30 protein-coding genes and 2 pseudogenes are annotated in these 23,497 nt (G+C 46.9%); 12 read left to right on the top strand and 20 right to left on the bottom strand.

The genetic code is table 11. The features are described from left to right. Positions 1-133 precede the first annotated feature (133 nt). From EAO37_RS06945 to EAO37_RS06920, 6 genes are read left to right on the top strand one after another with little or no spacing between them, the layout of a single operon-like run. Entirely contained in the window at positions 134-721 is a 588-nt protein-coding gene (locus EAO37_RS06945) for an AmiS/UreI family transporter (RefSeq protein WP_120945944.1), read from the top strand. A gap of 1 nt (position 722) precedes the next feature. Continuing rightward, a complete protein-coding gene (locus EAO37_RS06940) occupies positions 723-1,250 on the top strand; it encodes an urease accessory protein UreE (RefSeq protein WP_205589762.1) in 528 nt (175 codons plus the stop codon). A gap of 2 nt (positions 1,251-1,252) precedes the next feature. After that, a complete protein-coding gene (locus EAO37_RS06935) occupies positions 1,253-1,930 on the top strand; it encodes an urease accessory protein UreF (protein WP_120952697.1) in 678 nt (225 codons plus the stop codon). A gap of 24 nt (positions 1,931-1,954) precedes the next feature. Further along, complete coding sequence (gene ureG, locus EAO37_RS06930; RefSeq protein WP_120952694.1) at positions 1,955-2,554, top strand: urease accessory protein UreG; 600 nt, start codon at positions 1,955-1,957, stop codon at positions 2,552-2,554. After that, positions 2,554-3,369, top strand: coding sequence for an urease accessory protein UreD (locus EAO37_RS06925; protein WP_120952691.1), 816 nt, complete (start codon positions 2,554-2,556; stop codon positions 3,367-3,369). The genes ureG and EAO37_RS06925 overlap by 1 nt, the downstream gene beginning before the upstream one ends. A gap of 52 nt (positions 3,370-3,421) precedes the next feature. Beyond that, entirely contained in the window at positions 3,422-4,831 is a 1,410-nt protein-coding gene (locus EAO37_RS06920) for a hypothetical protein (RefSeq protein WP_120945947.1), read from the top strand. Between the two features lie 14 nt (positions 4,832-4,845). Here EAO37_RS06920 and EAO37_RS06915 read toward each other — a convergent pair whose 3' ends face one another. Both EAO37_RS06915 and EAO37_RS06910 read right to left on the bottom strand, forming a co-directional pair. Beyond that, the gene (locus tag EAO37_RS06915; RefSeq protein ID WP_120952688.1) at positions 4,846-5,844 is read right to left on the bottom strand and encodes a HoxN/HupN/NixA family nickel/cobalt transporter; all 999 of its coding nucleotides are present in this window, start codon (positions 5,842-5,844) and stop codon (positions 4,846-4,848) included. Between the two features lie 97 nt (positions 5,845-5,941). Then, entirely contained in the window at positions 5,942-6,940 is a 999-nt protein-coding gene (locus EAO37_RS06910) for a HoxN/HupN/NixA family nickel/cobalt transporter (protein ID WP_120945949.1), read from the bottom strand. A 112-nt stretch (positions 6,941-7,052) separates the two neighbouring features. Between EAO37_RS06910 and EAO37_RS06905 the strand changes: the two genes are divergently transcribed. The 5 genes from EAO37_RS06905 to EAO37_RS06885 are packed head-to-tail and all read left to right on the top strand — an operon-like array spanning position 7,053 to position 12,063. Continuing rightward, positions 7,053-7,637 (top strand): TerD family protein, encoded by a 585-nt coding sequence (locus EAO37_RS06905; RefSeq protein ID WP_120952685.1) that lies wholly within the window; start codon positions 7,053-7,055, stop codon positions 7,635-7,637. Between the two features lie 9 nt (positions 7,638-7,646). Continuing rightward, entirely contained in the window at positions 7,647-8,252 is a 606-nt protein-coding gene (locus EAO37_RS06900) for a TerD family protein (RefSeq protein ID WP_120945951.1), read from the top strand. Positions 8,253-8,305: 53 nt separating this feature from the next. Next, the gene (locus tag EAO37_RS06895; RefSeq protein WP_120945967.1) at positions 8,306-9,433 is read left to right on the top strand and encodes an HD domain-containing protein; all 1,128 of its coding nucleotides are present in this window, start codon (positions 8,306-8,308) and stop codon (positions 9,431-9,433) included. Continuing rightward, positions 9,418-10,380 carry a hypothetical protein gene (locus tag EAO37_RS06890; protein ID WP_120952683.1) on the top strand — a complete coding sequence of 321 codons (963 nt, stop codon included), beginning with the start codon at positions 9,418-9,420 and terminating at the stop codon, positions 10,378-10,380. The genes EAO37_RS06895 and EAO37_RS06890 overlap by 16 nt, the downstream gene beginning before the upstream one ends. A 42-nt stretch (positions 10,381-10,422) precedes the next feature. Beyond that, a complete protein-coding gene (locus EAO37_RS06885; protein ID WP_162982225.1) occupies positions 10,423-12,063 on the top strand; it encodes a hypothetical protein in 1,641 nt (546 codons plus the stop codon). On the opposite strand, the gene mnmE is transcribed toward EAO37_RS06885, so the two are convergent. From mnmE to EAO37_RS06825, 12 genes and pseudogenes are all read right to left on the bottom strand, one after another. Beyond that, entirely contained in the window at positions 12,064-13,443 is a 1,380-nt protein-coding gene (mnmE, locus tag EAO37_RS06880) for a tRNA uridine-5-carboxymethylaminomethyl(34) synthesis GTPase MnmE (protein ID WP_120952680.1), read from the bottom strand. Beyond that, positions 13,424-14,089: a Jag N-terminal domain-containing protein gene (locus EAO37_RS06875; RefSeq protein WP_120952677.1), complete on the bottom strand. Its 666-nt coding sequence runs from the start codon at positions 14,087-14,089 to the stop codon at positions 13,424-13,426. Before EAO37_RS06875 ends, mnmE begins: the two co-directional genes overlap by 20 nt. A 1-nt stretch (position 14,090) precedes the next feature. Then, positions 14,091-15,727 (bottom strand): annotated as a pseudogene (yidC, locus tag EAO37_RS06870) (membrane protein insertase YidC). Further along, positions 15,714-16,037, bottom strand: coding sequence for a membrane protein insertion efficiency factor YidD (gene yidD, locus EAO37_RS06865; RefSeq protein WP_120952674.1), 324 nt, complete (start codon positions 16,035-16,037; stop codon positions 15,714-15,716). The pseudogene yidC and the gene yidD overlap by 14 nt, the downstream one beginning before the upstream one ends. Next, on the bottom strand, positions 16,034-16,384 hold the full coding sequence (rnpA, locus tag EAO37_RS06860; RefSeq protein ID WP_205589523.1) for a ribonuclease P protein component: 351 nt from the start codon (positions 16,382-16,384) through the stop codon (positions 16,034-16,036). The genes yidD and rnpA overlap by 4 nt, the downstream gene beginning before the upstream one ends. After that, positions 16,384-16,518 carry a 50S ribosomal protein L34 gene (gene rpmH / locus EAO37_RS06855; RefSeq protein WP_120945957.1) on the bottom strand — a complete coding sequence of 45 codons (135 nt, stop codon included), beginning with the start codon at positions 16,516-16,518 and terminating at the stop codon, positions 16,384-16,386. The genes rnpA and rpmH overlap by 1 nt, the downstream gene beginning before the upstream one ends. Before the next feature lie 62 nt (positions 16,519-16,580). After that, positions 16,581-16,979, bottom strand: coding sequence for a biopolymer transporter ExbD (locus EAO37_RS06850; RefSeq protein WP_120945958.1), 399 nt, complete (start codon positions 16,977-16,979; stop codon positions 16,581-16,583). 8 nt (positions 16,980-16,987) lie between these two features. Then, the gene (gene exbB, locus EAO37_RS06845) at positions 16,988-17,461 is read right to left on the bottom strand and encodes a TonB-system energizer ExbB (RefSeq protein ID WP_120945959.1); all 474 of its coding nucleotides are present in this window, start codon (positions 17,459-17,461) and stop codon (positions 16,988-16,990) included. After that, positions 17,461-17,922 (bottom strand): SsrA-binding protein, encoded by a 462-nt coding sequence (gene smpB / locus EAO37_RS06840; protein WP_120952671.1) that lies wholly within the window; start codon positions 17,920-17,922, stop codon positions 17,461-17,463. The genes exbB and smpB overlap by 1 nt, the downstream gene beginning before the upstream one ends. Continuing rightward, positions 17,919-18,695, bottom strand: a complete 777-nt coding sequence (locus tag EAO37_RS06835) for a 4-(cytidine 5'-diphospho)-2-C-methyl-D-erythritol kinase (protein WP_120952668.1) — start codon at positions 18,693-18,695, stop codon at positions 17,919-17,921. The genes smpB and EAO37_RS06835 overlap by 4 nt, the downstream gene beginning before the upstream one ends. Continuing rightward, positions 18,692-18,934, bottom strand: coding sequence for a carbon storage regulator (locus EAO37_RS06830; protein ID WP_120945969.1), 243 nt, complete (start codon positions 18,932-18,934; stop codon positions 18,692-18,694). Before EAO37_RS06830 ends, EAO37_RS06835 begins: the two co-directional genes overlap by 4 nt. 7 nt (positions 18,935-18,941) lie before the next feature. Then, positions 18,942-19,427 carry a peptidylprolyl isomerase gene (locus tag EAO37_RS06825; protein WP_120945962.1) on the bottom strand — a complete coding sequence of 162 codons (486 nt, stop codon included), beginning with the start codon at positions 19,425-19,427 and terminating at the stop codon, positions 18,942-18,944. 70 nt (positions 19,428-19,497) lie between these two features. Between EAO37_RS06825 and EAO37_RS06820 the strand changes: the two genes are divergently transcribed. Further along, a complete protein-coding gene (locus tag EAO37_RS06820) occupies positions 19,498-20,295 on the top strand; it encodes a hypothetical protein (RefSeq protein WP_120952665.1) in 798 nt (265 codons plus the stop codon). 388 nt (positions 20,296-20,683) lie between these two features. On the opposite strand, the gene EAO37_RS06815 is transcribed toward EAO37_RS06820, so the two are convergent. The 6 genes and pseudogenes from EAO37_RS06815 to EAO37_RS06795 form a co-directional block, all read right to left on the bottom strand. Then, positions 20,684-21,919: a tRNA methyltransferase gene (locus EAO37_RS06815; RefSeq protein WP_120952662.1), complete on the bottom strand. Its 1,236-nt coding sequence runs from the start codon at positions 21,917-21,919 to the stop codon at positions 20,684-20,686. An 80-nt stretch (positions 21,920-21,999) separates the two neighbouring features. Next, complete coding sequence (locus tag EAO37_RS06810) at positions 22,000-22,266, bottom strand: hypothetical protein (protein WP_120952659.1); 267 nt, start codon at positions 22,264-22,266, stop codon at positions 22,000-22,002. Positions 22,267-22,405: 139 nt separating this feature from the next. Continuing rightward, a complete protein-coding gene (locus tag EAO37_RS06805) occupies positions 22,406-22,660 on the bottom strand; it encodes a hypothetical protein (RefSeq protein WP_120952656.1) in 255 nt (84 codons plus the stop codon). Positions 22,661-22,696: 36 nt separating this feature from the next. Further along, positions 22,697-22,990, bottom strand: a complete 294-nt coding sequence (locus tag EAO37_RS06800; protein ID WP_120952653.1) for a hypothetical protein — start codon at positions 22,988-22,990, stop codon at positions 22,697-22,699. A 107-nt stretch (positions 22,991-23,097) separates the two neighbouring features. Next, complete coding sequence (locus EAO37_RS09295; RefSeq protein ID WP_162982988.1) at positions 23,098-23,259, bottom strand: hypothetical protein; 162 nt, start codon at positions 23,257-23,259, stop codon at positions 23,098-23,100. Then, positions 23,256-23,497 (bottom strand): annotated as a pseudogene (locus EAO37_RS06795) (hypothetical protein); the annotation flags it as partial. The pseudogene EAO37_RS06795 and the gene EAO37_RS09295, both read right to left, overlap by 4 nt.

Here is a 23,497-nt window from a genome sequence, read left to right as displayed (position 1 = left end):
GGATTTTAAAATAGAGGGGTTAGTTTAGAGGGGTCATTGATTTACTTTGCTAGTTTATAATGAACCCAAGAGAGGTTTTTTTTCGGGTTTTTCTCCGCACTAGAAACCCTCAAATCTTGCCAAAAGGATGGTAATGTTAGGTCTCGTGCTGTTGTATGTTGCGATCGTGCTGATCAGCAACGGCGTTTCCGGTCTTTCTGGGGTGGACCCCAAGAGCAAGGCTGTGATGAATTTCTTCGTGGGTGGGCTTTCTATCGTCTGTAATATCGTGGCGATTGTCTATTCAACTTTCAATCCCACACCCGGGGTAACAGGTCCTGAAGATGTCGCCCAAGTGTCCCACCATCTAATTAACTTCTATGGTCCGGCAACTGGATTGTTGTTTGGTTTTACCTACTTGTATGCGGCCATCAACAATGTTTATAAACTAGATTGGCGACCCTATGGCTGGTATTGTCTCTTTGTTACTATCAACACCATCCCTGCGGCTATTCTCTCCCACTACTCTGATATGCTTGACGATCACAAAATGCTAGGCATCACAGAGGGCGATTGGTGGGCTTTCATCTGGTTAGCTTGGGGCGTGTTGTGGCTCACTGGCTGGATTGAAGAGGTTTTAGGGATCAAATTGGGGAATTTTGTCCCATGGCTTGCTATCGTGGAAGGGATTGTAACCGCGTGGATTCCTGCTTGGTTACTCTTTATCCAACACTGGGTGTGATATGATTTTAGCCCAAGCCATTTTAGGCAATTTGCACCAACAACCTAGCTCCAAAGAGTTAGATTACATTGACCTAGAATGGTTTGACACCCAAAGAAAAATGGGGCGTTGGGTGTCGCGAGGGGGGCTAGAGATCGCGCTCAAGCTGACTAAGTCTCCTGCGATGGGCTTGCGCGATGGGGATATTCTCTTTGAAGACCCTGCGCGCGTGGTGGCGATCAACATTGTGCCCACTGAGGTGATTTGTGTCTATGCGCGCGATTACGCGCAAGTGGCTAGGGTGTGCTATGAAGTGGGTAATCGCCATGCCTCTCTTTACTATGGGGATCAAGATTTGAGTTTTAAAACCCCATTTGAAAAGCCCTTAAAAATTCTCTTTGAGAAATTAGGGGTTGTCCATGAGGTCTTACAAAGCAAATTAGACAGCGCGCAGCGCATTAGTGTGAGCGCACCCCATGCCGATCCACTGGGTGTGAGCGCGCCCTTGAAATTCCAAGATAGCGACCAATTGGTTGTGATTAAAAGATAGCTATGCAAACAGATTTTATGCTCCTGCAAATTAATGATGCCATGTTTCCCATTGGGAGTTACACCCATTCTTTTGGGCTAGAAACCTATATCCAGCACAAGCAAGTTTTTGACAAGGCAAGCGCGCTAGCCTATATGCGTGCATTCCTCGGCACCCAGTTTCTCTATAGCGATCTACTCAGCTTGAAATTAGCTTACGCTTACGCTAAAGAGGGCGCGCTAGAGCCCCTTTTGGCTATGGAGGAGCGCATCGCCCTAGCCACCCCGCCCCTAGAGTTGCGTAGCGCTAATCAAAAGTTGGGGAGTCGCTTTGTAAAGACTCTTCTAGCCTTAGACCTGCCCCCCCATGCTTTTTTTCACGCCTACACCCAAAAAAGCACCACGCCCACGCATGCGACCGGCTATGGAGTCTTTTGCGCGTGTGTGGATTTAGACTTGGACATGAGCTTAAAGCACTATCTCTATGCCCAAAGCTCAAACGCGGTCATTAACTGCGTGAAAACCATCCCCTTAGCCCAAAATGACGGGCAGCGCATTTTATTAGCCCTGCAAGAAAGTTTTACAGAGATTTTACAACGCTTAGAAGGTTTGGACGAGTCGTATTTATGCGCAGCGAGCATCCATAACGACATCAAAGCGATGCAACACGAGCATTTATACTCTAGACTTTACATGTCTTAAACCATCACAATATAAAGGATTTTCATGGTTAAAATAGGGGTTTGCGGACCTGTGGGCAGTGGTAAAACAGCATTGATCGAAGCCCTCACGCGCGCGATGAGCCAAGAATATAGCATCGGGGTGATCACCAATGACATCTACACCAAAGAGGACGCAGAATTTTTATGTAAAAATTCGGTGATGCCACGAGAGAGGATTATCGGGGTAGAAACAGGAGGGTGTCCCCACACCGCCATTAGAGAGGACGCGTCCATGAATTTGGAGGCAGTCGAAGAGTTGCATGCCAAATTCCCCGATATTGAACTGATGTTTATTGAGAGTGGCGGGGATAATCTCTCCACCACCTTTAACCCTGAGCTAGCCGATTTTACGATCTTTGTGATCGATGTAGCAGAGGGGGATAAAATTCCTAGAAAAGGGGGACCGGGTATCACACGCTCCGATCTGCTCATCATCAATAAGATCGATCTAGCTCCCTATGTGGGAGCGGATTTAGGCGTGATGGATCGCGACTCTAAGAAAATGCGCGGGGATAAGCCCTTTTTATTCACCAATATCCGCTCTAAAGAAGGCTTAGATCGTGTGATTGGCTGGATTAAAAAATACGCGCTGTTGCAAGACTAATGCCACACCAAACTACTTATGCCCAAGCCTCTAAGCTGTATTTGAAAACCGCCATCGGGGCGCATGGGCGTTGCGTGATCGCGGATAATTATTTTACCCCCCCCTTCAAGCTCATGCCCGCTTTCCATGAAAAGGATTCTTTGAGCGAAATCATGTTCTTGGTTGTGGGCGCGGGTATGCTCAAAGGCGATGCGCAGGATATTAAGATTGAAATAGGTCAGGGTTGCCAACTCAAACTCTCTTCTCAGAGTTTTGAAAAAATCTTTGATACAGAGGATGGGTATGCTAGTCGTGATACGCATGTGGTGGTGGAGGAAAACGCCCTGTTAGATTTTTCTCCCTTGCCCGTTATTCCCTTTGCCAACGCGCATTTTAAAAACCACACCCAAATCGTGTTACACCCTAATTCTGAGTTGCTTTATAGCGAGATCATAGCCGCAGGGCGGATCGCGCATGGAGAGGCTTTTGCGTTCCATAAGATTCACTCCACGCTGGAGATCTCTTATCAAAGTCCCCAAGAATCTAAACTTCTCTTTGTGGATAACACCATTTTAGACCCCGCGCACATGGATTTAACCAACCCGTGCATGTTCGATTCTTATACCCATTATCTTAACATGGTGGTTTTTACCAAATGCCTGCAACAGGAGGCGATTCAAGCCCTCTTAGAGGAGTCTAAACTCAATGGCGGGCTTAGCGCTTTGCCCTCCTGCCTGCCACAAGGCTATAGCAGCCTCTGCCTCAAAGCTCTAGCTTGTGGCTCTGAGCCTTTGCTAGAGTTGCGCCAAGCCATTTCGCAACTTCTGTTGGGCTAAAGGTATTGCATTGTGCTATACTTTCATCCATATTACATTTTGAGGAGTCTTTATGAAAACGCGCATCGGGATTTATGGGTGCATGGCTTTGGGAGTGATTTTGCTAGGTTGTGCCAACACGCAAAGCCGCGACCAATTAGCCAGCTTCCACAACGCCTATTACGCCAAACAAAACCAGCAAGCCGATCAATTCGCTAAGAGTATCATTGCCCAGGATCAAAAGCAGATCAACGCGCCCCTATGGCAATTACAAGATGGGGTCAATGAGTTTATGATGGGCAATTACAAGGGCTCTTTAGAAGTGCTAGACAAGGCAAATAAAGCCTTTGACACCCATGCTAGAAACTTAGAAAAAGGGATTGCTAAGTTAGGGGCAGCCACTTATGGGAGCGCGATCAATGTGCCCTATGAAGGGCATTATTATGAATGGGAGTTGACCAACTATTACATGGCGCTAGATTACGCGTTTATGGGGAATTTCCAAGACGCTAGGGTGGAATTTAACCGCACTTTGGATCGCCAACGCCGCATTAAAGAAATCTACACTAAGGAGATTCAAAAGAGTTTAGATCAGATGAACGCTGCGGCTAAGAAAAAGGATGCGAACAAGTTGCAAAGCATGACAGCCAGTCTCTCAGACTTTGATCAGCAGTTGAGCAAGCGTTATTCCAATCTCAAGCAATTAGAGGCTTATGATGGGTTTATCAACCCTCTAGTGAACTATGTCGCTGGCTTGTTCTACGGGCTCAATGGGGATCACAGCAAGAGTTTAGATTACCTCAAAGAAGCCTATGCCATCAGCAAAGCCCCCTTTATTGCTCAAGACATCAAACGCTTTGAACGGCATGCTAAGGAGAAGATGACTTGGATCATCATAGAAGATGGTAAACAGCCCACTTTGGGGGAATATAAAAACACAGCCTTTAACTACGCCTTACCCATCTTGCAACCCGGGATGAATTTCCACAGCAATTTTGAACTTTCCACAGGGGGCAAGAATCACAGATTTGAAATCTTATCCCATTTCAATGGGGTGGTGCAGGCTGAGTACAAAAAGACTTTGCCCGCCATTAAAACCCGTGCGATCACTTCAGCCATCTTGAAAACGGGCACAGAGGCTGCGTTAAACACAGCCGGGGAATTAGCCCCGGGCTATGGAGGATTAGCCGCGGGTATCGCTGGATCCATCATGCACGCCACCAACAAAGCCACCACTGCAGCGGACACGCGTAGCTCTACTATCTTCCCCAACACGATCTATATAGCCAGTTTGGAAAACCACCAAGCCCGCGCGAGTAGCTTTAGTGTGGGCATTGACGCTTTAAACCAGCACTTCACCCTCACCACCTGCGATGCCAAGATGCTCAAACAGCCCAACCAAGTTTGTAGCAACGCCAATAACATCATCTTCATCCGCGCTTTCCGTGGCGAGAAAGTTAATGTTAAGATTTTGTCCTTTTAGGACCCCCTAGGGGGTTAAGTGCTAGGAAACCCCCATTTCTCCTCAATGCGCCCAAATTTCCAAATCCCATAAGAGATCGCCCACACCAGCACAAACATGCCTACGATGTAATAGCCCAAGTGTTCAAAATCCAAACCTTGGATATAGCCTAACACCCCGCTAAACTCCCAGCGCATTTGTTCACTGAGCACCTGAAAGAGTTGGATAGATCCAATTCCCAAGGCGACAACCACGCCTAGAGCTGTGATCGTGATATTGTAATAGATTTTGCGCACCGGAGTTTTAAACGCCCAATCGTAGGCTTTGACCATGAAGATTCCATCGCAGGTGTCAAAGAGAGTCATCCCCGCAGCAAAGGCGATAGGGAGAGCCAACATGCCTAAAACACTGGTTTGAACCGCCACACCCGCTAGGGCTAACAGGGCGATTTGGCTGGCTGTGCCAAAACCTAGCCCAAAGAGAAAGCCTACGGGGAAGACATGCCAGCTTTTAGAGATGAAACCAAATAGAGAGCCAAAAAAGCGTTTCATCAGCCCGTTTTCCTCTAACATGTGTTCTAGGGCTTCTTGGGTGTAGTGTTTGTTTTGGCGTGTAGTCCTTAGCACCTTGAAGAGATCAGCCAAGATACTGGTATTTAAGATTCCCACCAAGAGCAAGAACAAACCTGAGATCACCATCCCCAACATACCCCCCACTTCTTCTAAGATGGGGGCGTGTTTGCGCGCCCAATGCATCGCAAAGGCACTCACAATGGTAACCAAGATCACCACGCTAGAATGCCCTAAAGAAAAGTAAAACCCCACCCCCAAAGCGTCTTGCTTTTGTTGCGTGAGCTTGCGCACGGTGTTATCAATACAGGCGATGTGATCGGCATCAAAGGCATGCCGACTACCCAAGATATAGGCTGTGAGCGCGGTCCCATAGAAGAGCGGATTATCCGCAAGGAAGAGCAACACCAAAACCAGCAGATGTAAAAAAGCGATGACTAAAATATAAGGTAAATACGAACGCATAAAATCTCCATGAATTTTTAAGAGATTTTAACATAAGAATAGTTATTATTTTCTAATTTAAGAGAAAAAGGAAGCTAGTGGGTGTTGTTTTTACACATTATCTTAGAGGTGGACTCCATTTTTCCTCAATCCTGCCAAATTTCCAAATCCCATAAGAGATCGCCCACACTAGCAAGAACGCCCCCGCCAAGTAGTAGCCCAAATGTCCAAAGTCTAAATTTTGGATATGCCCTAGCACCCCACTAAACTCCCAATGCATTTTCTCGCTCAACACCTGAAAGAGCTCCACCAAACCAATCCCCAAAGCGACAACCACCCCTAGAGCTGTGATCGTGATATTGTAATAGATTTTGCGCACCGGAGTTTTAAACGCCCAATCGTAGGCTTTGACCATGAAGATTCCATCGCAGGTATCAAATAGGCTCATCCCAGCGGCAAATAAAATTGGCAAGGAGAGCATCCCCATAATACTCAATTTCACACTCGCATTAGCCAGCCCTAAAAGGGCGATCTCACTAGCGGTATCAAAGCCCAGCCCAAAGAGAAACCCAATAGGATAAATATGCCAACTCTTGGACACAAAGGCAAATAGGGGTTTGAAAAAGCGATTCATCAAACCGCGATCTTGCAACATCGCTTCTAGGGCTTCTTGGTTATAGTCTTTATTGTGGCGGGTGCGCGCGAACACCTTGAACAAGTCTAGCAGGATCACCGCGTTTAAAACCCCCACCACCAATAAGAACACTCCAGACACCAAAGTCCCCACAACGCCCCCCACTTCTTTTAACATAGGGGTATTTTGGCTAGCCCAATGCACCGCCAAAGCACTCACAATCGTCATCAAAACTACCACGCTAGAATGCCCTAGAGAAAAATAAAACCCCACCCCCAAAGCGTCTTGCTTTTGTTGGGAGAGTTTACGAATCGTGTTGTCAATGCAGGCGATGTGATCGGCATCAAAGGCATGTTTAGCCCCAAAGAGATAGGCAAAGGAGGCGCTACTGTAAAATCTCACATCATTGGCTATCACCAGCAACACCAAGCCCAAGATGTGTAAAAACACGATGAACAGCGCATAAGGCAAACACTGGCGCACGCAAACCACCTTAAAATTTTTTAAAGTAATATTTTATCACAGAATGTCTTAACGATGTGTTTTGGGGAAAATCATGCTAGAATAGGGCTCTAATTTTTCAAAAGGAGTTTTTATGGCTGTTAGTTTAAGCAAAGGTGGACGCGTTTCTTTGAGCAAGGAAAAACCCGGGCTTTCTAAAATTCTTGTGGGCTTGGGCTGGGATGTCAATACCAGCGACACTGGGAGCGCGTTTGACTTGGACGCGTCTGTATTTCTGACCGATGCGTCTAACAAGGTCAATGATGAGAAAAATTTCGTCTTTTATGGGAATCTCTCCAGCAAAGATGGCTCTGTGGTGCACACCGGGGATAACCGCACCGGTGAGGGTGAGGGCGATGACGAAGTGATCAAAGTGGACTTAGCTAAAGTCTCTAACGACATTTCAGAAATCCATGTGGTGGTAACCATCCATGAAGCCGATGCGCGCCACCAGAATTTTGGCATGGTGCGCAAGGCGTTTGTGCGCGTGGTGGATGAAAATGACAACCAAGAAATTGTGCGCTACGATTTAGAAGAGGATTTCTCTGTAGAAACCGCTTTGAATTTTGGCAGGTTGTATCGCGGTGAGGGCAATGAATGGAAGTTCGCCGCTGTGGGCACGGGCTTTAAGGACGGTTTGGCAGGCTTTTGCAAACAATTTGGCGTGGCGGTTTCTTAGGGGCTTTTAATGGCAGTTAACCTAGTTAAGGGGCAAAAAATCTCGCTCAAAAAAGAGGACGGGAACGCCCTTAGGGTCTTTTGTGTGGGAGCTAACTGGGGCGCGATCAGCAAGAAGGGCTTTTTTGGCAACACCAAAACCGAGGCAGTGGATTTGGATTTGAGCGTAGCCCTCTTTGATGGGCAGAAACGCCTGCTGGATTGCGTGTATTTTGGCAAACAGAGTGCCCCGGGGATCAAACACAGCGGGGACGATCGCACCGGAGATGTGGGCGGTGATGATGGATTAGACAATGAAGTCATCAGTATCGCGCTAGATAGCTTGGATACAGCGACCGAGCAGTTAGTCTTTGTGCTCAATTCCTACACCCACATTGATTTTGACAAAATCCCCTTTGCGAGTATCCGCTTGTATGAGGGCACACCCGATCGCGTGAACAATGTCTTTGCTACCTACAATGTAGCCAAAGATGCTACCTTTGCGGGTAAGGAGGCGATGATTTTAGGCAAACTCTACAAACACAATGAAGAGTGGAAGTTTAGCGCCATTGGCGAACCTACGGCTGATGACAAACTAGAAGGGCTCTTAGGGCAGTCTGTGCCTAAATACCTTTGAGTCCCCCCAAACTCACCCCCGAACTTTTAAAACGCTTTTTTGTCGCCGCGTCCATGCGGCGTTGGAATGATCAAGCCTGCCCGGTGGAATTTAGTGAGTTAGACAAGCAGGCGCATAAGGCGATGGTAGCGATCTTGTTAGCCAAGCACTCCCTAGAGCGCGTGGATTACTCCCGCCTTATTACTTACTTCTGTTTTGAATTTTTAAACCGCGTGGTGCTCACCGACATCAAACCCCCCATTTATTACAAACTCTTAGACACCCACCGCCAAGCCCTAGCCGACTATGTGCTAGAGGAAATACAAGAGGAGGTCAAGGGATACGCGCTTTTTAAAGACCTGCATACCTATTTATGCTACCCTCCAAAGGATTTAGAATCCGCCCTTTTGCACGCCGCACACCATTATGTGTCCGCATGGGAGTTTAGCCTCATCTACGATTTTAACCCTAGAATGTATGGAGTCCAAGAGATCAAAGATAGTTTGGATAACGCCCTGCTTTTAGATGGGCAATATTTAAGCCAAGTCCCCCATCTTAAACTGCTTGCCTCCATGTTTGCCCAGCTGCGCTTCCAAAAACGCTGGAGTCAGACCCCAAGAGTGCCAGCTACTAGCGTGCTAGGGCATACCTTGTATGTCGCGCTGTGCGCTTTTTTACTCAGTTTTGATCTAGGCGCGTGTGAGAGCATGCGTATCAACCACTTCTTAGGCGGACTTTTTCACGATTTGCCCGAAATTTTGACTAGGGATATTATCTCACCCATTAAGCACGGAGTCAAGGGCTTGGACGCGTATCTTAAAGAAATAGAAGCCCAAGAGATGGAGAATAAGCTATTGCGTTATGTGAGCGTAGAGTTTAAAGAGGATTTACTCTATTTTACCCAAGAAGAATTTGCCAATCGTTATCGCGACCCCCAGAGTCAAGCAATCCACCAAGTAGGCTTAGACACCCTATGGCAAACCTATAACCATGACCAATACAAGAGTGTGTGCGGGACTCTCTTGAAAGTTTGCGATCAACTCAGCGCCTTTATTGAGGCGAAAATGTCCATAGCCCATGGCGTGCGTAGCGACATCTTGGTGCGCGGGGCGCATAACATGCTAGATCAATACGCCTCCTTAAGTTTGCATGGCATAGACATCGGGGCGTTGTTTAGAGATTTTGCATGCGATGGCTCTTGATCTTTGCCACATGGCTACAAGGGGCAGCGGTGATCACCCTAGACACCCAAGCTAATGCTAAACTTGCCACCTCTAATGCCAATGAGAGCACCATGATCGCTAAATTACAAGAGAGTTTACGCCTCTATAACCAGCTCATCACCCACGCCCAAGCCAAACTCACCAAACTCCAGCAATTACAAGCCTTGCTAGAGCGCGCGCAGGAATTCACCCACGCGCGCACCCTGCCTCCCCAAGACTCCACACTAGCCAGCCTCAAAGAGCAGATCGCGCGTTTACAAAAACGCCAAAACCATCTAAAGACTGCCATGCAACGCCATAACACCCTCATAGAGAGCAAGCGCGCGCGCTTAGAGAAACAATGCCCATGGTTAGATTTTAAACGCGGGGTGATCACGCAGCCCTCTAGCCAACAAGCCCAACAAGCCCAAGCGTTCTTAGAAGATTTGCTAGAGCACTCCCCTAGATTAAGCGGTGCTATCTTAGCCACTCTGCTGTGCGAACATAGCCTGCAAGCGCACGCCCAAAGCGCCCAGCAGAGCCAAATCCAAGCCATGCAGAGTGCGCTTTTAGAGGGGGATTTTAAAGCCTACCGCTCTCTAGCCCAACAACACGCCCGCGCGCAAAAAGCATTGCGCCACAAGCAAGCCCAACACGCCCAAAGCGCTTTAGCTGCCCTTGCCAAACGCCAAGCACAAATGCGCCAATTTCTCTCTCCTAGCGCGTTACAGGGGCGTTTGGAGGCTTTGAATAATACTTTGCTTACCCAACTCCTAGAAGCCAAAACCCCTAACGCCCAAGCGCGCGCCTATAGCCACTACCACCAGCAAGCCCAAGCCCTACAATTAGAATTACTCCTAGAACTCACGCGCCAACTGCACTTTCTCAACGAAACGATAGCGATGGATTCTGCGTTTAAACCCCCCTACGATCTAGGCGCGCCCTAAGGGAAGTTGGGTATAATTATCACTATATAATCGGAGGTGCGCTTGCGTAAGTGGATTGTCTTATCTCTAGTTATAAGCTGGCATGAGTGCGGGGCACACCCTAAAGATGGGGTGTTTGTGGAGGGAGGTTTGATGACGGGCATGCTAAAAAGTGTGGAGTATATCCAGCATAACCCTTTTTGTGGTCCCTCTATTTTGTGCACTGAGGCGATCATGCAAAATGCCTCCCCTTTATTCACTACAAGCGATGTTACTAGCCCCATCACACGCTTTAGCACCACCGCGCCCGTGAAGATCACTTTGGGGAGCAAGGGCTTGCAGATTGAAAATTTTCTGCCCTACACACTGAGCAATATTGACATTTACATGCAAACTCCCCAGGGGCAGGTGAAAGTCGCCAGCGTGCAATCCTTGCCTAAATTCACCCAAACCTATGTCAACCCTAATCTCTTGGGTGCTTTAGCCAATGCGCCTGCTGACGCGCAATTTAGTGTCAAACCCACCCCCCAATCAGACCCCACCACCACGCGCGTGCTGGACGCTCTAAGCCAAATTAGCGTGGACTTGAATTTGAGTTTTGCTAAAGCCCCTGATGCCAAATGGCTCACCCCCACCCCTAAGCAGGCTGAGGAACTCACCGATGCGATGCTCAATCTCACCGCTCTATTGAGCTCAAAAGCCTTTGGGGACGCGGTGCTAAATGCTCCCTTTCCCTTTTATAACACCTCCAGCGGACAACCTGTCATCTCTCCCCAAAAGGTGCTAGAAACCTACCGCGCCAAAGCGAATTTGCAGCTGGGGATTTTGAGCCCCAAGGCAGGAGAGAGTAGAATAGCGGGTTTGGGGGGACCGGGCATATTAGGGGTGCAACCTTATTTGATCAACCCCAAGAGTGCCTCTATTTGGACAAATTATCAAAATGGCTCCGCGTTGCCTATGGAGGTGATTTTGCACGAATTCGGGCACACCAAGAACTATGGGCATGATGGCAACATGACCTATGGCAAGAATGGGACGGGTTTAGTGGAACTAGGAATCAAAGCATGGAAACAATTAGGGGAGACCAACCAACTCCCCATTAATTACGATCAAATCGCCCATGTCCCTAACCCTATTTATAACTCTAGCTTTGTGCGCGCCCTCTCTAACGCCCTGCCCTCCGGGGGCACAAGCGCGGATGCGATGGTGGGCTTTGATCTAAAAAGCGGTTACCAGCAATATTTTAACGATGTGGTGGGTTTAGCCTATTATGGTATCCTCAAGTATAATTTCTCTAAGCGGATGGGTTATATCAAGACGATCTCACAAGTGGGGCTTGGAGTGGGCACGGATTTACTCTTAGATTTTAAGACCACTTATAAAACCCAACGCACCCGCAAACACAGAGCGACTCATCTGGCTAACAAGAGCCTAAAAAGTGCCTTTGGGAGTTTTATTGGCTTGCGCGCCCTATGGGATTCCTATGTGCTCAATTCTATCTACAAAAGCGCGGGCAACCTCAACGCGGTGGTGGGCTTTAATTACCGCTTTGAACACTCTAAATACAGTCTAGGCGTGTCCATTCCCTTGATTCAAAATCCTTTGAAATTTGGCATCCACAGCAAGAATCTCACAGGGAACATGGTGCTCTACGATGGGGCTAGCCATTTCAATGTCTTTTTCAACTACGGTTGGGTGTTTTAGCTATTTGCCCAAGCAAAATTGCGCAAAGAGCGCGTCTAGCACTTCCTCAGTTTGGTAGGGTTTGCTAAGGGTAGCGATGCTCTCCAGAGCGTCTTTGAGGTGGTAGGAAAACAATTCTAATTCTAGGGTATCTAGAGTGCGACTAGCCTCCTTTAGGTGCGCGATCGTGTGTTCTAGGGCTTGTTGCTGGCTTAAAGAGGTCAAGATGAGATCATCATTGGGGTTATCCTCCAGCAACAGAGGTTGCAACGCATCCTTAAGCAAGGCTAAACAGGGTTCTTTGGTGTTTATATACAGAGGGGGTAGACTTAAAAAGGGCAGGGCATTTAAGATCGCTTGGGTGTCTAGCTGGGGAGGGCAGTCGTTTTTATTGAAGATCACACAGAGCGTTTTAGAGTTTTGGGCTTGCAACAATTCTAAGAGGTGCTGATCTTGGTCATCTAGGGGAGCAGAGAGATCAAAGAGGGCTAAGATCACATCGCTTTCTTGCATACTTTTTAAACTCTTAGCGATTCCTAAGCGTTCTATGGCATCTTCAGTAGGGCGGATGCCAGCTGTGTCTATAATTCTCAAAGAACTCCCATACAGGCTGATCACTTCCTCTATCGTGTCCCTAGTAGTGCCCGCTATTTCGCTCACCAACGCGCGTTCCTCCAAAAGCAGGGCGTTTAGAAAGGAGCTCTTCCCCACATTGGGTTTTCCCACAATGCTAAGACGATACCCTTCTAAATGCGCGCCCTTGGATTGAGAAACGCTTAAGGTGTTTTGGAGCGCGCTGAGAGTCTCTTGCAATGTGGTTTGCATGCGTGTGTTTAAATCTAGGGGTAAATCTTCTTCGGCGTAGTCAATGAGCGCTTCTGCGCTGGCTAATAACTCCAATAAAGCCCCCCGGATGCGCTTAACAAAGTCTTTTAAAGCCCCTTTGAGTTGTTTAGCCATCGCCTTAGCGTAATTAGCGCTCTTGGCTTCTAAGAGTCTAGCTAGCGCGTCCACTTGGCAGAGATCCATTTTGCCTCCTAGAAGCGCGCGCCTAGTGAACTCCCCATTTTGCGCCAAGATAGCTCCATAATCCAAACAGGCTTGCAAGATCAAGCGCGCCACCACCATGCCCCCATGGCATTGGATTTCTGCAACATCTTCGCCCGTATAACTATGGGGACCTTTAAAATACAGGGCTAGACACAGATCTAAAAGAGTGCTTTGGGTGTCGTAAACAGACACTAAGCTGGCATGTCTAGGGGTGAAATGTGTTTGCTGGCAGAGGGCTTGCAAAATCTCTAGACTTTTGGGACCACTTAGCTTGATGATGGCGATCGCGCCTAGCCCCGGGGGGGTGGCGATAGCCACAATGGTGCTAGAATTAGGGTTTGTGGAAGTCATTGACGACAATGTAGCGTTGGTTATCCGCGTTGCTTTGGCAGGCTACATACTTGTTAGGGAATGTTTCGCGCAAACGCTTCAGGGCAATATGGAGCAATAAACCATCTAAGGGCTTGGTCTTGGCTTTCCCCACTTCATGCACCACCATGATCACACTTTGCAGGTAATTCTCCATAATCTCTTCTTGTTTCTTTAAGAAGTGCGCCACCTCTAGGCGGATATTATAGCCGTATTTGGGATGAATCCAATTGAAGAGCAAGTAGGACAAAGCGTTGTAGCGGTAACCCTTTTCCCCGATGAGCAAGGCGCAATCCTCCCCATTGATCTCAATCAACAAGGTCTTAGGATCGTAGAGTTCCACTTGGATAAAATCAATATGGTAGGGGATACGCGCCAATAGCGCGCGGACTTCATTTTGGATTTCTGTAATTTTAGAGTGGGGATCGTTAGTTGGCTCAGGTGGTGGGGGTGGGGGGGGTTTTAGTTTTTGGCACACTTCTATAATAGCCTGCTTTTTGCCAAAGCCCAAAAAGCCCTTGGAGGGCACTTGGATCACCTCGTATTGCAAATCTGAGATCAAACAATCCAACTCTGTGGCGGCTTTGAAGAGGGCTTCCTCTAAACTATCGGCGACAATGCTTTTCATCTTAACTCTTATGCCTGTGTTCTTGAATCTCTTTTGACTTCTTTTGTTCTAACACTTGGTTAATGAGCCATTGCTGGAGAATAGAAAACACATTGTTCACCGTCCAATAGAGCACCAACCGGCCGGGAAAGTGATCAAAAAAATCGTGAAAAACACGGGCAACATTTTGAAGATTTTAGCTTGGGTAGGATCGGTGATGGTATTGGGGGTGAGGGCTTGTTGGAGATACATAGAAATCCCCATTAGCAAGGGTAAGATAAAATAGGGGTCCATTAAAGAGAGATCGTGAATCCAAAACATCCAACCCGCGCTTTTGAGCTCGACAGCGTTGTAAAGCACGCGGTAAATAGCAAAGAACACCGGGATTTGTAAGATCAAGGGCAAGCACCCCCCCAAGGGGTTAGCCCCATGCTTTTTGTAAAGTTGCATCATGTGCATCTGCAATTTTTGTGGATCGCTCTTGTATTTCTCTTGCAACTCTTTCATTTTGGGAGTGAGATCCTTGAGCTTTTGCATGCTCACCATGCCCTTGTAACTCAGCGGGTAGAGAATGATGCGCACAACCAGCGTCAACAAAATGATTGCCCAACCCCAATTATGCGTATAGGTGTGCAAAAAATCCAAAAGCAAGAACACGGGGCGGGCAAAAAAGGTGATCATGCCATATTCCACCACATCGGTGAGCATGGGCGCAATGGTTTCTAGGTGGCGGTAATCTTTAGGACCAATGTAGCCATGCAAATTGGCATCCCCCTTTAAAGAAATGAAGGGCAGGGGGTTCTTTGTGCCCGCTTGGCTGTCTATGATGATCTCTAGGGGGGTGTTAGAGAAAAATAAAGTGGTGTAGTAGCGATCCACGCTAGCCACAAAGGCGATATGGCTAAAGGATTTGGCTTGTTTAATATCCCCATCTTCTATTTTGTCAATCTTTTGATCCAGAGTGCCTAATAACACCCCGTGGAAAGCATACCCGTCCGCATCAGCCACCGGGCGACTCCCATTAGAGAGAAGATAGGCGCTATTGGCATTGGGGGTTTTGGGGGTGATCTCTAGTTTGAGATCGTAACTCAAATTGGCATGGAAAGTTAAGATTTTTTTAACCACCACACTAGAGAGCTCTTGAGTGAGGGTGAGATTTTGTGCGCCCTTTTCTAAATTGAGATCGCTTATCGAGGCACTATAGGGGGTTTTAAAGGCTTCTTGGTTGAGTTTACTGTCCACAAATCTAATTTCTAAGGGCTTGAGCGCGTCTGGACCCAAGAGGGGGAGTTTGCTCAAGGGTTCTAAGGGTTGCTTGCTAAGTCCCACCAAGCGTTTGGCATGTTCTAAAAAGCCCTCGTCTTTGTGGGTGGTGAATTTCTTGTCTTTGAGATACATTTGGGCAATGCGCCCAAGATGGTCGATCTCAATCTCCATAGAGGGGGCATGCACGCGCGCGATGATGGGCGCGCTTTTCTGTGGGGCTTTAGGGGTGGTGCTTTCTAGAGCGATGTTGGGCGCGCTGGGGGTGCTAGGCGCGCTGTTTGCTTGTAGGGGGGGAGTATTGGGTTTGGAGGGGGCAAAAAAATAGCTATAAAGGCTCAAGAACACAAAGGAGAGCGCGACAGCCAAGATCAAACGAAGATTATTGTCTTTCACTAGAAACCTTGAGAATATAGTAAGGAATAAAAGTGTTAGGGTGTTTGGGGATTAAAAAGTAAAGGGGTGTAATGGGCGCACTGAATTTGGGTTGCAGGGGTTTGGAGCCTATGGGGTAATCTATCCCGCCTTGGCAATAGGGGTTACAGGCTAATAGGCGGCGCGCGCTACGCCAAAGGGCTCTATCTAGGCGTTCGTGCTCTAAGAGCCAAAGCGTGTAAGTCGAACAGCTAGGGTAAAAACGGCAACAAGAGGGTTTGAGAAAAGAGAGCGCTCTATAGAGGCGCAAGAACATTTTGAATATCTTCATTTAGAGCCCTTGAGGCGTTTTTCCAGACATTGCAAAATATGCGCGCGCAAGGTGGCGTAATCTAATTGCACGACCCCCACCTTAGCCACAAAGATAATGGCTTGGGGGATTTTTAAAGGGGCATTGCGTAAAATCGCGCGCACGCGCCGTTTGATCAAATTTCTCTGCACCGCATTGCCCACCTTTTTAGACACACTCAAGCCTAATAAAAGCCCATGCGCGCCTAAAAATCTTTGGTGCAAGGGTTCTAGGGGGAGACAATAGAGCATAAAAACCCCACGGTGCTTTTTAACACCCTTCTTATAGACATAGTTAAACTGGCGCGTGGTTTTTAAGGACTGCACCATCAAAGAGCGAGCTGTCTTCTCCCCTTTGCCCTTCTAGCTTTGATGACCTTACGCCCATTCTTGGTTTTCATGCGCACTAAAAAACCATGCGTGCGTTTTCTAGGGGTGTTATGGGGCTGGTAAGTGCGTTTCATGTGTGTCCTTTAAAATTTTCAAAAGGGCTACTTTAGCGCATATTGGCTAAAAACTATCTAAACTAGCGTTCTTGATTCTTGTCTTCAACCAAAATATAGAGCTCATTGAGCTTATTGGTTTGCAAGAGATCCACCACTTTCACAAAGCTATCCAAATTGCTGTTTTTATCGCCCTGCAAAATAATGGGGGTGTCCTTGGCGTAGCGTTTCACGGCTTGTTTGAGCGTCTCAAAGCTCACTTTGCGCTTGTCTAGGTAAAATTCGCCCTTGTGCGAGATGGCGATATTCACCTGCTTTTTGTTGAGCACATCTTGGGATTTATCCGAACTTTGATCCACCTTGGGGATATTAATGGGGAGTCTGGAAGTGGTTACAAAAGAAGCGGTGGTGAGCACGATCACCAAGAGCACCAACATAATATCAATGAAGGGCACCACATTCATGGAGTCGATTTTTTTCATCTTACTCCCTAAAAATCCGTGTCTAGGCGGTTATAACCGGTGTCCTGTGTAGCAGGGTGGTGGTAAATATCCCACTTGGTGGCGATGATCTCACTTTTGCGCACCAACATGTTGTAGATCACCACAGAAGGAATCGCCACAATCAAGCCCATGCCCGTAGCCTTGAGTGCGAGCGCAAGCCCTACCATGATCGCCTTAGTGTCCACAGAACCGGTGTGCCCCAATTCAATAAAGGTGAGCATAATCCCGGTTACCGTGCCCAACAAGCCTACATAGGGCGCGTTAGAGCCAATGGTCGCTACTAAGGTTAAACGGCGGTGCAAGTCTAATTCTAGTTTACGCTTGTCGTTGTAGTCGTCCACGCGCACGGTGGCATAAAACCACACCCGCTCGATCCCTATGGCGATCACGATCACGGATAAAAACGCCAAAAACCCTAAAATCCCATAATCGATCATTTGCTTTATCATAACATCTTGCATCAAGACCCCTTTGAATGATTTTTGAGCGCCATTTTCGCGTCCATTTCCAACGCTTTCTTTTTCATGCTCTCTCTTTTATCGTAAAGTTTTTTTCCTTTAACCAAGGCCACCTGAAGTTTAGCTTTATTTCTATGGTTGAAATAGAGTTTCAAAGCCACAATGCTCAAGCGTTGTTGCCCTACCTCTTGGGACCATTTGGCAAGCTGTCTTTTGTGCAGGAGCAATTTACGCGCGCGCATCTCCTCGGGCTTGTAATAGGCATTGACCGTCTGCAAGTGCGCGATGTGCATGCCAAAGACAAAGGCCTCGCCCCGCACGATCCTAACAAAATTATCCTTGAGATTCACCCGCCCCGCCCTAATGGCTTTAACTTCACAGCCCACCAACACGATCCCCGCCTCCAAACTTTCCAAAATTTCGTAGTCAAAAAAGGCTTTTTTATTGCGTGCGATCTCTCTCATATCCCCCCTTTGGGCGCAAAAAACCCGCTCCCACTCCCGCTAAAAAACCACTGGGGACCCAATCTAGCTTCTAACTCTCTTAACTCTGGGGTGATTTGCAATGCCGGGGCTAGCAAGTCGTTGAGCGCGCCGCGTGGGTGGGTTTGCAAGAGGGCTAGACTAGGGGTGCGCTTGAGTGTGGGGACATCAAGGGGAGTAGAGCGCTCAAAGGCACGATAGATAGCTTTTGTGGAGCAGGCGATCTTGGGGGCGTATAACTCCAAGTCTAAAAGGGGCTCTTCAAAACCCTGCACCACCTCTCCAAAATGACTCACATGCGCGCTTTTAAACCCTGAGATGAAAAAATTCACATCGCTCCCCACGCGCGCCCCAATTTGGTAGAGCTCCCCTAAGCCAAGACCTAGGTTTAAATGCGTGTTAATCGCGTTTAAAAACCCCCCCGCATCCGCGCTCCCCCCCCCAAAACCCGCTTGGCTAGGGATGTGTTTTTCTACCTCTATTTGCAAACCCTCCAAGGCTAAGTCCCCTTGCTTTTTATCCTGCCAATAGGCTTTTAGAGCCCGCCAAGCCTTGAAGATTGTGTTTTGCTCTAAGGGGCAATCAAAAGCACCCTTGAGGCTAAACTTAGAGGCGCGCTTGACTTGGATATAATCCTTAAAGCTATTAGCCACCAGCACCAGCCTAGAGTCAAGCAGGTGGTAGCCTTGTTCACAACCACCGATTTTCAAAAAGATATTCACCTTGGGGCAAACTGCAAAGCCAAAGGGATTCACTTCAATTTGCCTAGCTGGATAGTCTTCCCCATGTTGGCTAACACCTCTTCGTTCACGCTTGCTGAGGCGCGCTTGTTCTCTGTGGCGATGGCTTCTTTGAGTTCAGAGCGTAAAATCAAAGTGTGCGCGGGGGCTTGAAACCCTAACTTGACACTCCCCTTGTCAATGGAGATGATCTTGATGTGGATATCCTCCCCAATCACCACCCCCTCGCCTAGCTTTCTGGCTAAAATTAACACCGCTACCTCAATGTGCGCTAATTTGCACACTCTCCATCACATCGCCCTGTTTGAGAGAATCTAGCACTTTGAGGCTCTGCGCGTCCTCAATCTGCCCAAACACCGTGTGCTCCCCGTCCAAATGCGGTTGGGGCGCAAAACACAAGAAAAATTGACTCCCCCCCGTGTCGCGCCCGGCATGCGCCATGGATAAAGCCCCCCTCTTGTGTTTGTGCGGGTTATTTTGCACCTCGCACTTGATGCGATGCCCAGGTCCACCCATGCCACTCCCATAAGGGCAACCCCCTTGGGCGACAAAACCGGCGATCACGCGGTGGAAACTCAAGCCATTGTAAAAGCCCTCTTGGGCTAGAGTAGCAAAATTGCTCACCGCTTGGGGCGCGTCCTTGCCAAATAAATGGATCTTGATCGCGCCTTTATTGGTGTGAATCGTGGCGTAATTATAGGTGTCTAGCACATGGGGTTCAAGATCATAGGTTTTGAGTGCTTCCATAAATCCTCACTAGGGTTAAAAGATTCGAGCATTTTACCGATTTCAACTTAATTTATTAAATGGGGTATGTATGCGAGCACTGGTGATCGCGCTTTTGGGGTTATGGCTGGGCTTGGGGGTGTTGCAGGGGGCTGAGGTGCTTAACACCTCGCTTATCCATAGGGCTAAGAGGGCTAAAGCCAAAAAACCCACCCCCTCTAAAAAGCGCAACCCCAAGCTTGCAAAGCGCGCCACCAAAGCCCCCACAAAACCAATAAGCCCCAAAGCCCCCAGCGTCTCGGCGCGTTGGATCTACAGTAGCGCGTTTCTAACCGTTTATTTTAGCGATGGGCATTACAAACAGGGCTATGGCTTGTTATTGCAAAATGGGAATTACTTGAGTGTCGCTAGTTTAGTGTTCGATGAAGGCATGTATGCCCAAACCATCATGGCTAGAATGCAAGATGACAGCGCACCCATGCTCATCTGTGTCGCGCGCCTGCATGTCAAGGCTATCGATCACAACCGCGGGCTTTCTTTATTGGGCACTTACAGCTTCACTAACGATTATTGCCAAACACGCCCAGAGAGTTACTACCACGCACGCATTTATAAGAAATACGCCCAAGACCTCCTAGCCTACAGCCATGCGCCTAACACAAACACACTCTACTACCCCCAGGTGGATTCCAAGGACGCGTTTGAAGTCCAACGCCTGCATAACTTCCATGACCCTAGCTTGCAAAACCTCCCCCTTGGTCGCCCCCTTTTCAACGCTCAGGGGGTTTTTATGGGGGTGCTAGATGGCAACCAAAACAAACTCAAGGTGATCAAAAGAGGGGTAGTGCTAGACTTCCTACGCGCCTTACAAAAACGCCGATTGCTCTAGAGAATATTTGGATTCACGCTAGAGTTTCAATTTGGTTATTCTAGCTAAAGCGCAAACCACATTTTTCCAATTTTTGGTGCCAATGCTATTTGGCTAATGGTCTTGGGTAGTTAGTGGAAAAGCATCGCTGATATGGTGTTCTAAAAAGCTTAAAGGCGCGTCAAAGGTAAAGCCACCGATAAAAGCGCGCTAAAAAAAGGTTAAGGCTTTTAAGTCCTATGGCTAGGGGTTTTAAAGGGCAATTTGGGCATAATCTGCCCTCCTTTTTAATCTAAACCACCACACGGGTAAGACAAGGGCAAAACAAGAGGGCTTGAGATTAAAGTCTAACTCAGTGGCTAAAGTCGGCACACAGAGTCCATTTTTTAAGAGTAAGGTCTTTGGCACATTACAAAGAAGGGGAGTGTTTTTCTAAATGTTTTTGCAACGCCACACAAATTGCATTATCAGACTTAAAAGTTTGGAGCTTATCCTTAGGGTCTAAATACATACAGGGACTCTCATCAATAGAAATCAGGCGCACGAGGTGTAATTGTTCTTGAATGTCTTTAGCGTTGTAGGTTTGGGATTGGAAGAGTTGTTGGCAGGTTTGCTTAGATTGTGCGCTTAGGTATTTGGGGCTTAAACACATGGTGGGGTGGTCTTTGAGCGTGTCTTTTAAAATCTTGGGGTCGTCATTTCTTAAGCGGTCGTAAAAAGGGGCATTGCGATTTAAGGGGATCACCCGTGATATGAAGAGATCAGAAAGGTGTTCGGGGTCTAGGCGCTGGATGTTTTTATGTATTGCCTCTTGACCATAAAGACTAGCCATGATAGATGGAGTTTGCCCTAAATCAAAGATGGTGTTTAAAACTATAGAGACCCAATACCTGTAGTGTCCAGATGTTCCCTCAAAGAGTTCATCAAAAATGTCATTAGTCCTGCAACATGCGTTACGCATATCTTCAGCTAAGCGTTCTCTAAAAGGTTTATAGGGAACAATGTTTTTGAAATTTTTTTTCATCAAGTCTTGAAGTCTTTTCATCAAGTCTTGAAGTCTTGCTCGATTAAAGTCAATGATATTTCCAAAACTAACCTGCTTTTTAGAAAAGATACGATGGAGTTGTTGGATATAGGCGATCACATCTAGCCCAGCCTTGTGGGCGTTGAAAAGCGGGGCATAGAGCCATGCGGTGGCGTTTAAAAATGTGCGGGCATCTTCTGTAGGTGATGCGTCTGGGATATACATGACATCATCGAGTTTTGCCTCAAGAACAATATTTGCAGAGAATATGTCTAGGATGTCTAGGACATGGAGCATTGCCATATCCTCAACATGGGTTAAGAAAAGCTCTTCTCTTGTGTTTTTTGGCTTAAACTCTTGAAATAAGGGGACTTGCTTAGCTACAGTTTTGGCTAGAGGGATAGAGTCATCTGTGTAATCTCCTATAGTCTGAGTCAGATCGGTTAAGAGAACTGGATTGTCAGGAGGGTTTTTTAGATCATCATATATCGCAATAAAGGATTTTCGCATGTAGTTATGGAGTGCCTTAAACGCCTTGAAAAAGGGGGTGTCTTTATGGCTTTGAGGGGTTTGGGCTTGCAGATTTAACACCAAGAGGGCTAAGAAAAGCAGGCGGATCATTTAAATCCTTTTGTCAAGTGTTTTTGCAATGTCAAGCATAGCGCATTTTGTGAGACAATATTTTTATACTACCATGTGAGCTATAATAGGCAAGGCGTATCATTTATATTCACCAAAGACAATTTTTTGACATAGTGCTTGAGAGCTCTGGAATCATAAGTGTGCTTAGTGAAGATGTCTAAACAGGCTTGCTGGAATTTTTGGCGCAAGTATCGAGGCTTGAAACAGAGTTGGGAATGCTTTTGCAAAATGGGAATGTCTAGTTGTGGCTTAGCGTGTTGGTTATCAAAGGTATAGTAATAACTTTGATCGAGAAACTCTGAAAGTCTAAGGGCATAATAGACCATGACGATGAAATCTACATCATTGGACCCTATTCCTAACTCTTGAATCTCAAATCTATTTGCATATTCCCAGTTGATGCGCTCCCCCAATAAGGCGTGACTCTCGGATTCGTTTGTGTGTTACAAGAAAATGAATCGAGTCTTAAAACATCCTATCTGGATAACTAAACATGAAGTCTTGTGCCTTTTTTTCTAGTATGTCTATGTAATCTTTTAAATCTAAGCCCCCTTGGTGTGCCTGCAGAGGAGCGTAAATAAAATCTAGAACTTTAAGATAATCTTGAAGTATTTGGCTAAGAGGCAGGTGTGGTGTTGGCTTTGGACTGTGATCGTCTAGAACTGAACCAAAGAGGAGGGCAAAGAGGTTGAGCATCTCAAAGGTTTTGATATTCTTCATAAAATACGCCTCTTGTTTATTCTTGGGTTTGAAGTTTTACAAAAGGGGAATTTGATCGATGAAGTTTTGCCCCAATCGTTTAAGAGTGGGAAGAGAGTTTAGGATGGACATACTTAAGAATATCTCACGATCTGGGGCGTTTTGTTTCCAAGCAGAGAACATGGCTTGTTTGATTTTGGTAGTCTCTTGGATTAGAGAGGCGTGGATTTTAGTTTTTTCTGTTTTCAAATTTGTATTAAAAGGTATATCTGTCTTGACTGCTGTCTTGAGTTTTAGGGGCTTTTGACAAAAACCCACCGCCACCAACAAAGCTACTAAAATTGAGCGCATTTGGGATTCCTTTTATAAGTTTTTTATAGCACTAAGCCAGCATATTATCAGACTTGAAGACTTAGATTTTACCTTTGCGCATCTAACAAATAAACAAATCATACCGCTCACATTGACCAAGCACAAAGGTCTTGGCATCTCCGATCGATCTTCACCACTAAGTTTTGGATTTTGCTGATGGCATGGAGCAAAGAGGGGTATTTTGTGGCATGGGGCTTAGATTGCAGACCAACCACCACCAAGCAGATGACAAAAAGCAGGCGAATCATTTAAACTCCTTCTCTAAATATTTTTGCAACGCCAAGCATAGCGCATTACTAGATTTAAAGACTTGGACTTGTTGGTGTGTATTGCGGTATAGACAAGGGATGTGATCTAGAGCAATCAAGCGTTCTTCTTTGAGCTTTGTTTGCATGCGCAAGATTAGGGCTTTGCTAGGGTTTTGGAAACTCTTTAAGCAGAGGTTTAAAAATTTAGAATCTAAATAAGAGGGATACAAACAGACTT

Source organism: Helicobacter sp. L8 (assembly GCF_003660355.1).
GTDB classification, from domain to species: domain Bacteria; phylum Campylobacterota; class Campylobacteria; order Campylobacterales; family Helicobacteraceae; genus Helicobacter; species Helicobacter labacensis.
This window is presented reverse-complemented; position numbering and strand designations above follow the sequence as displayed.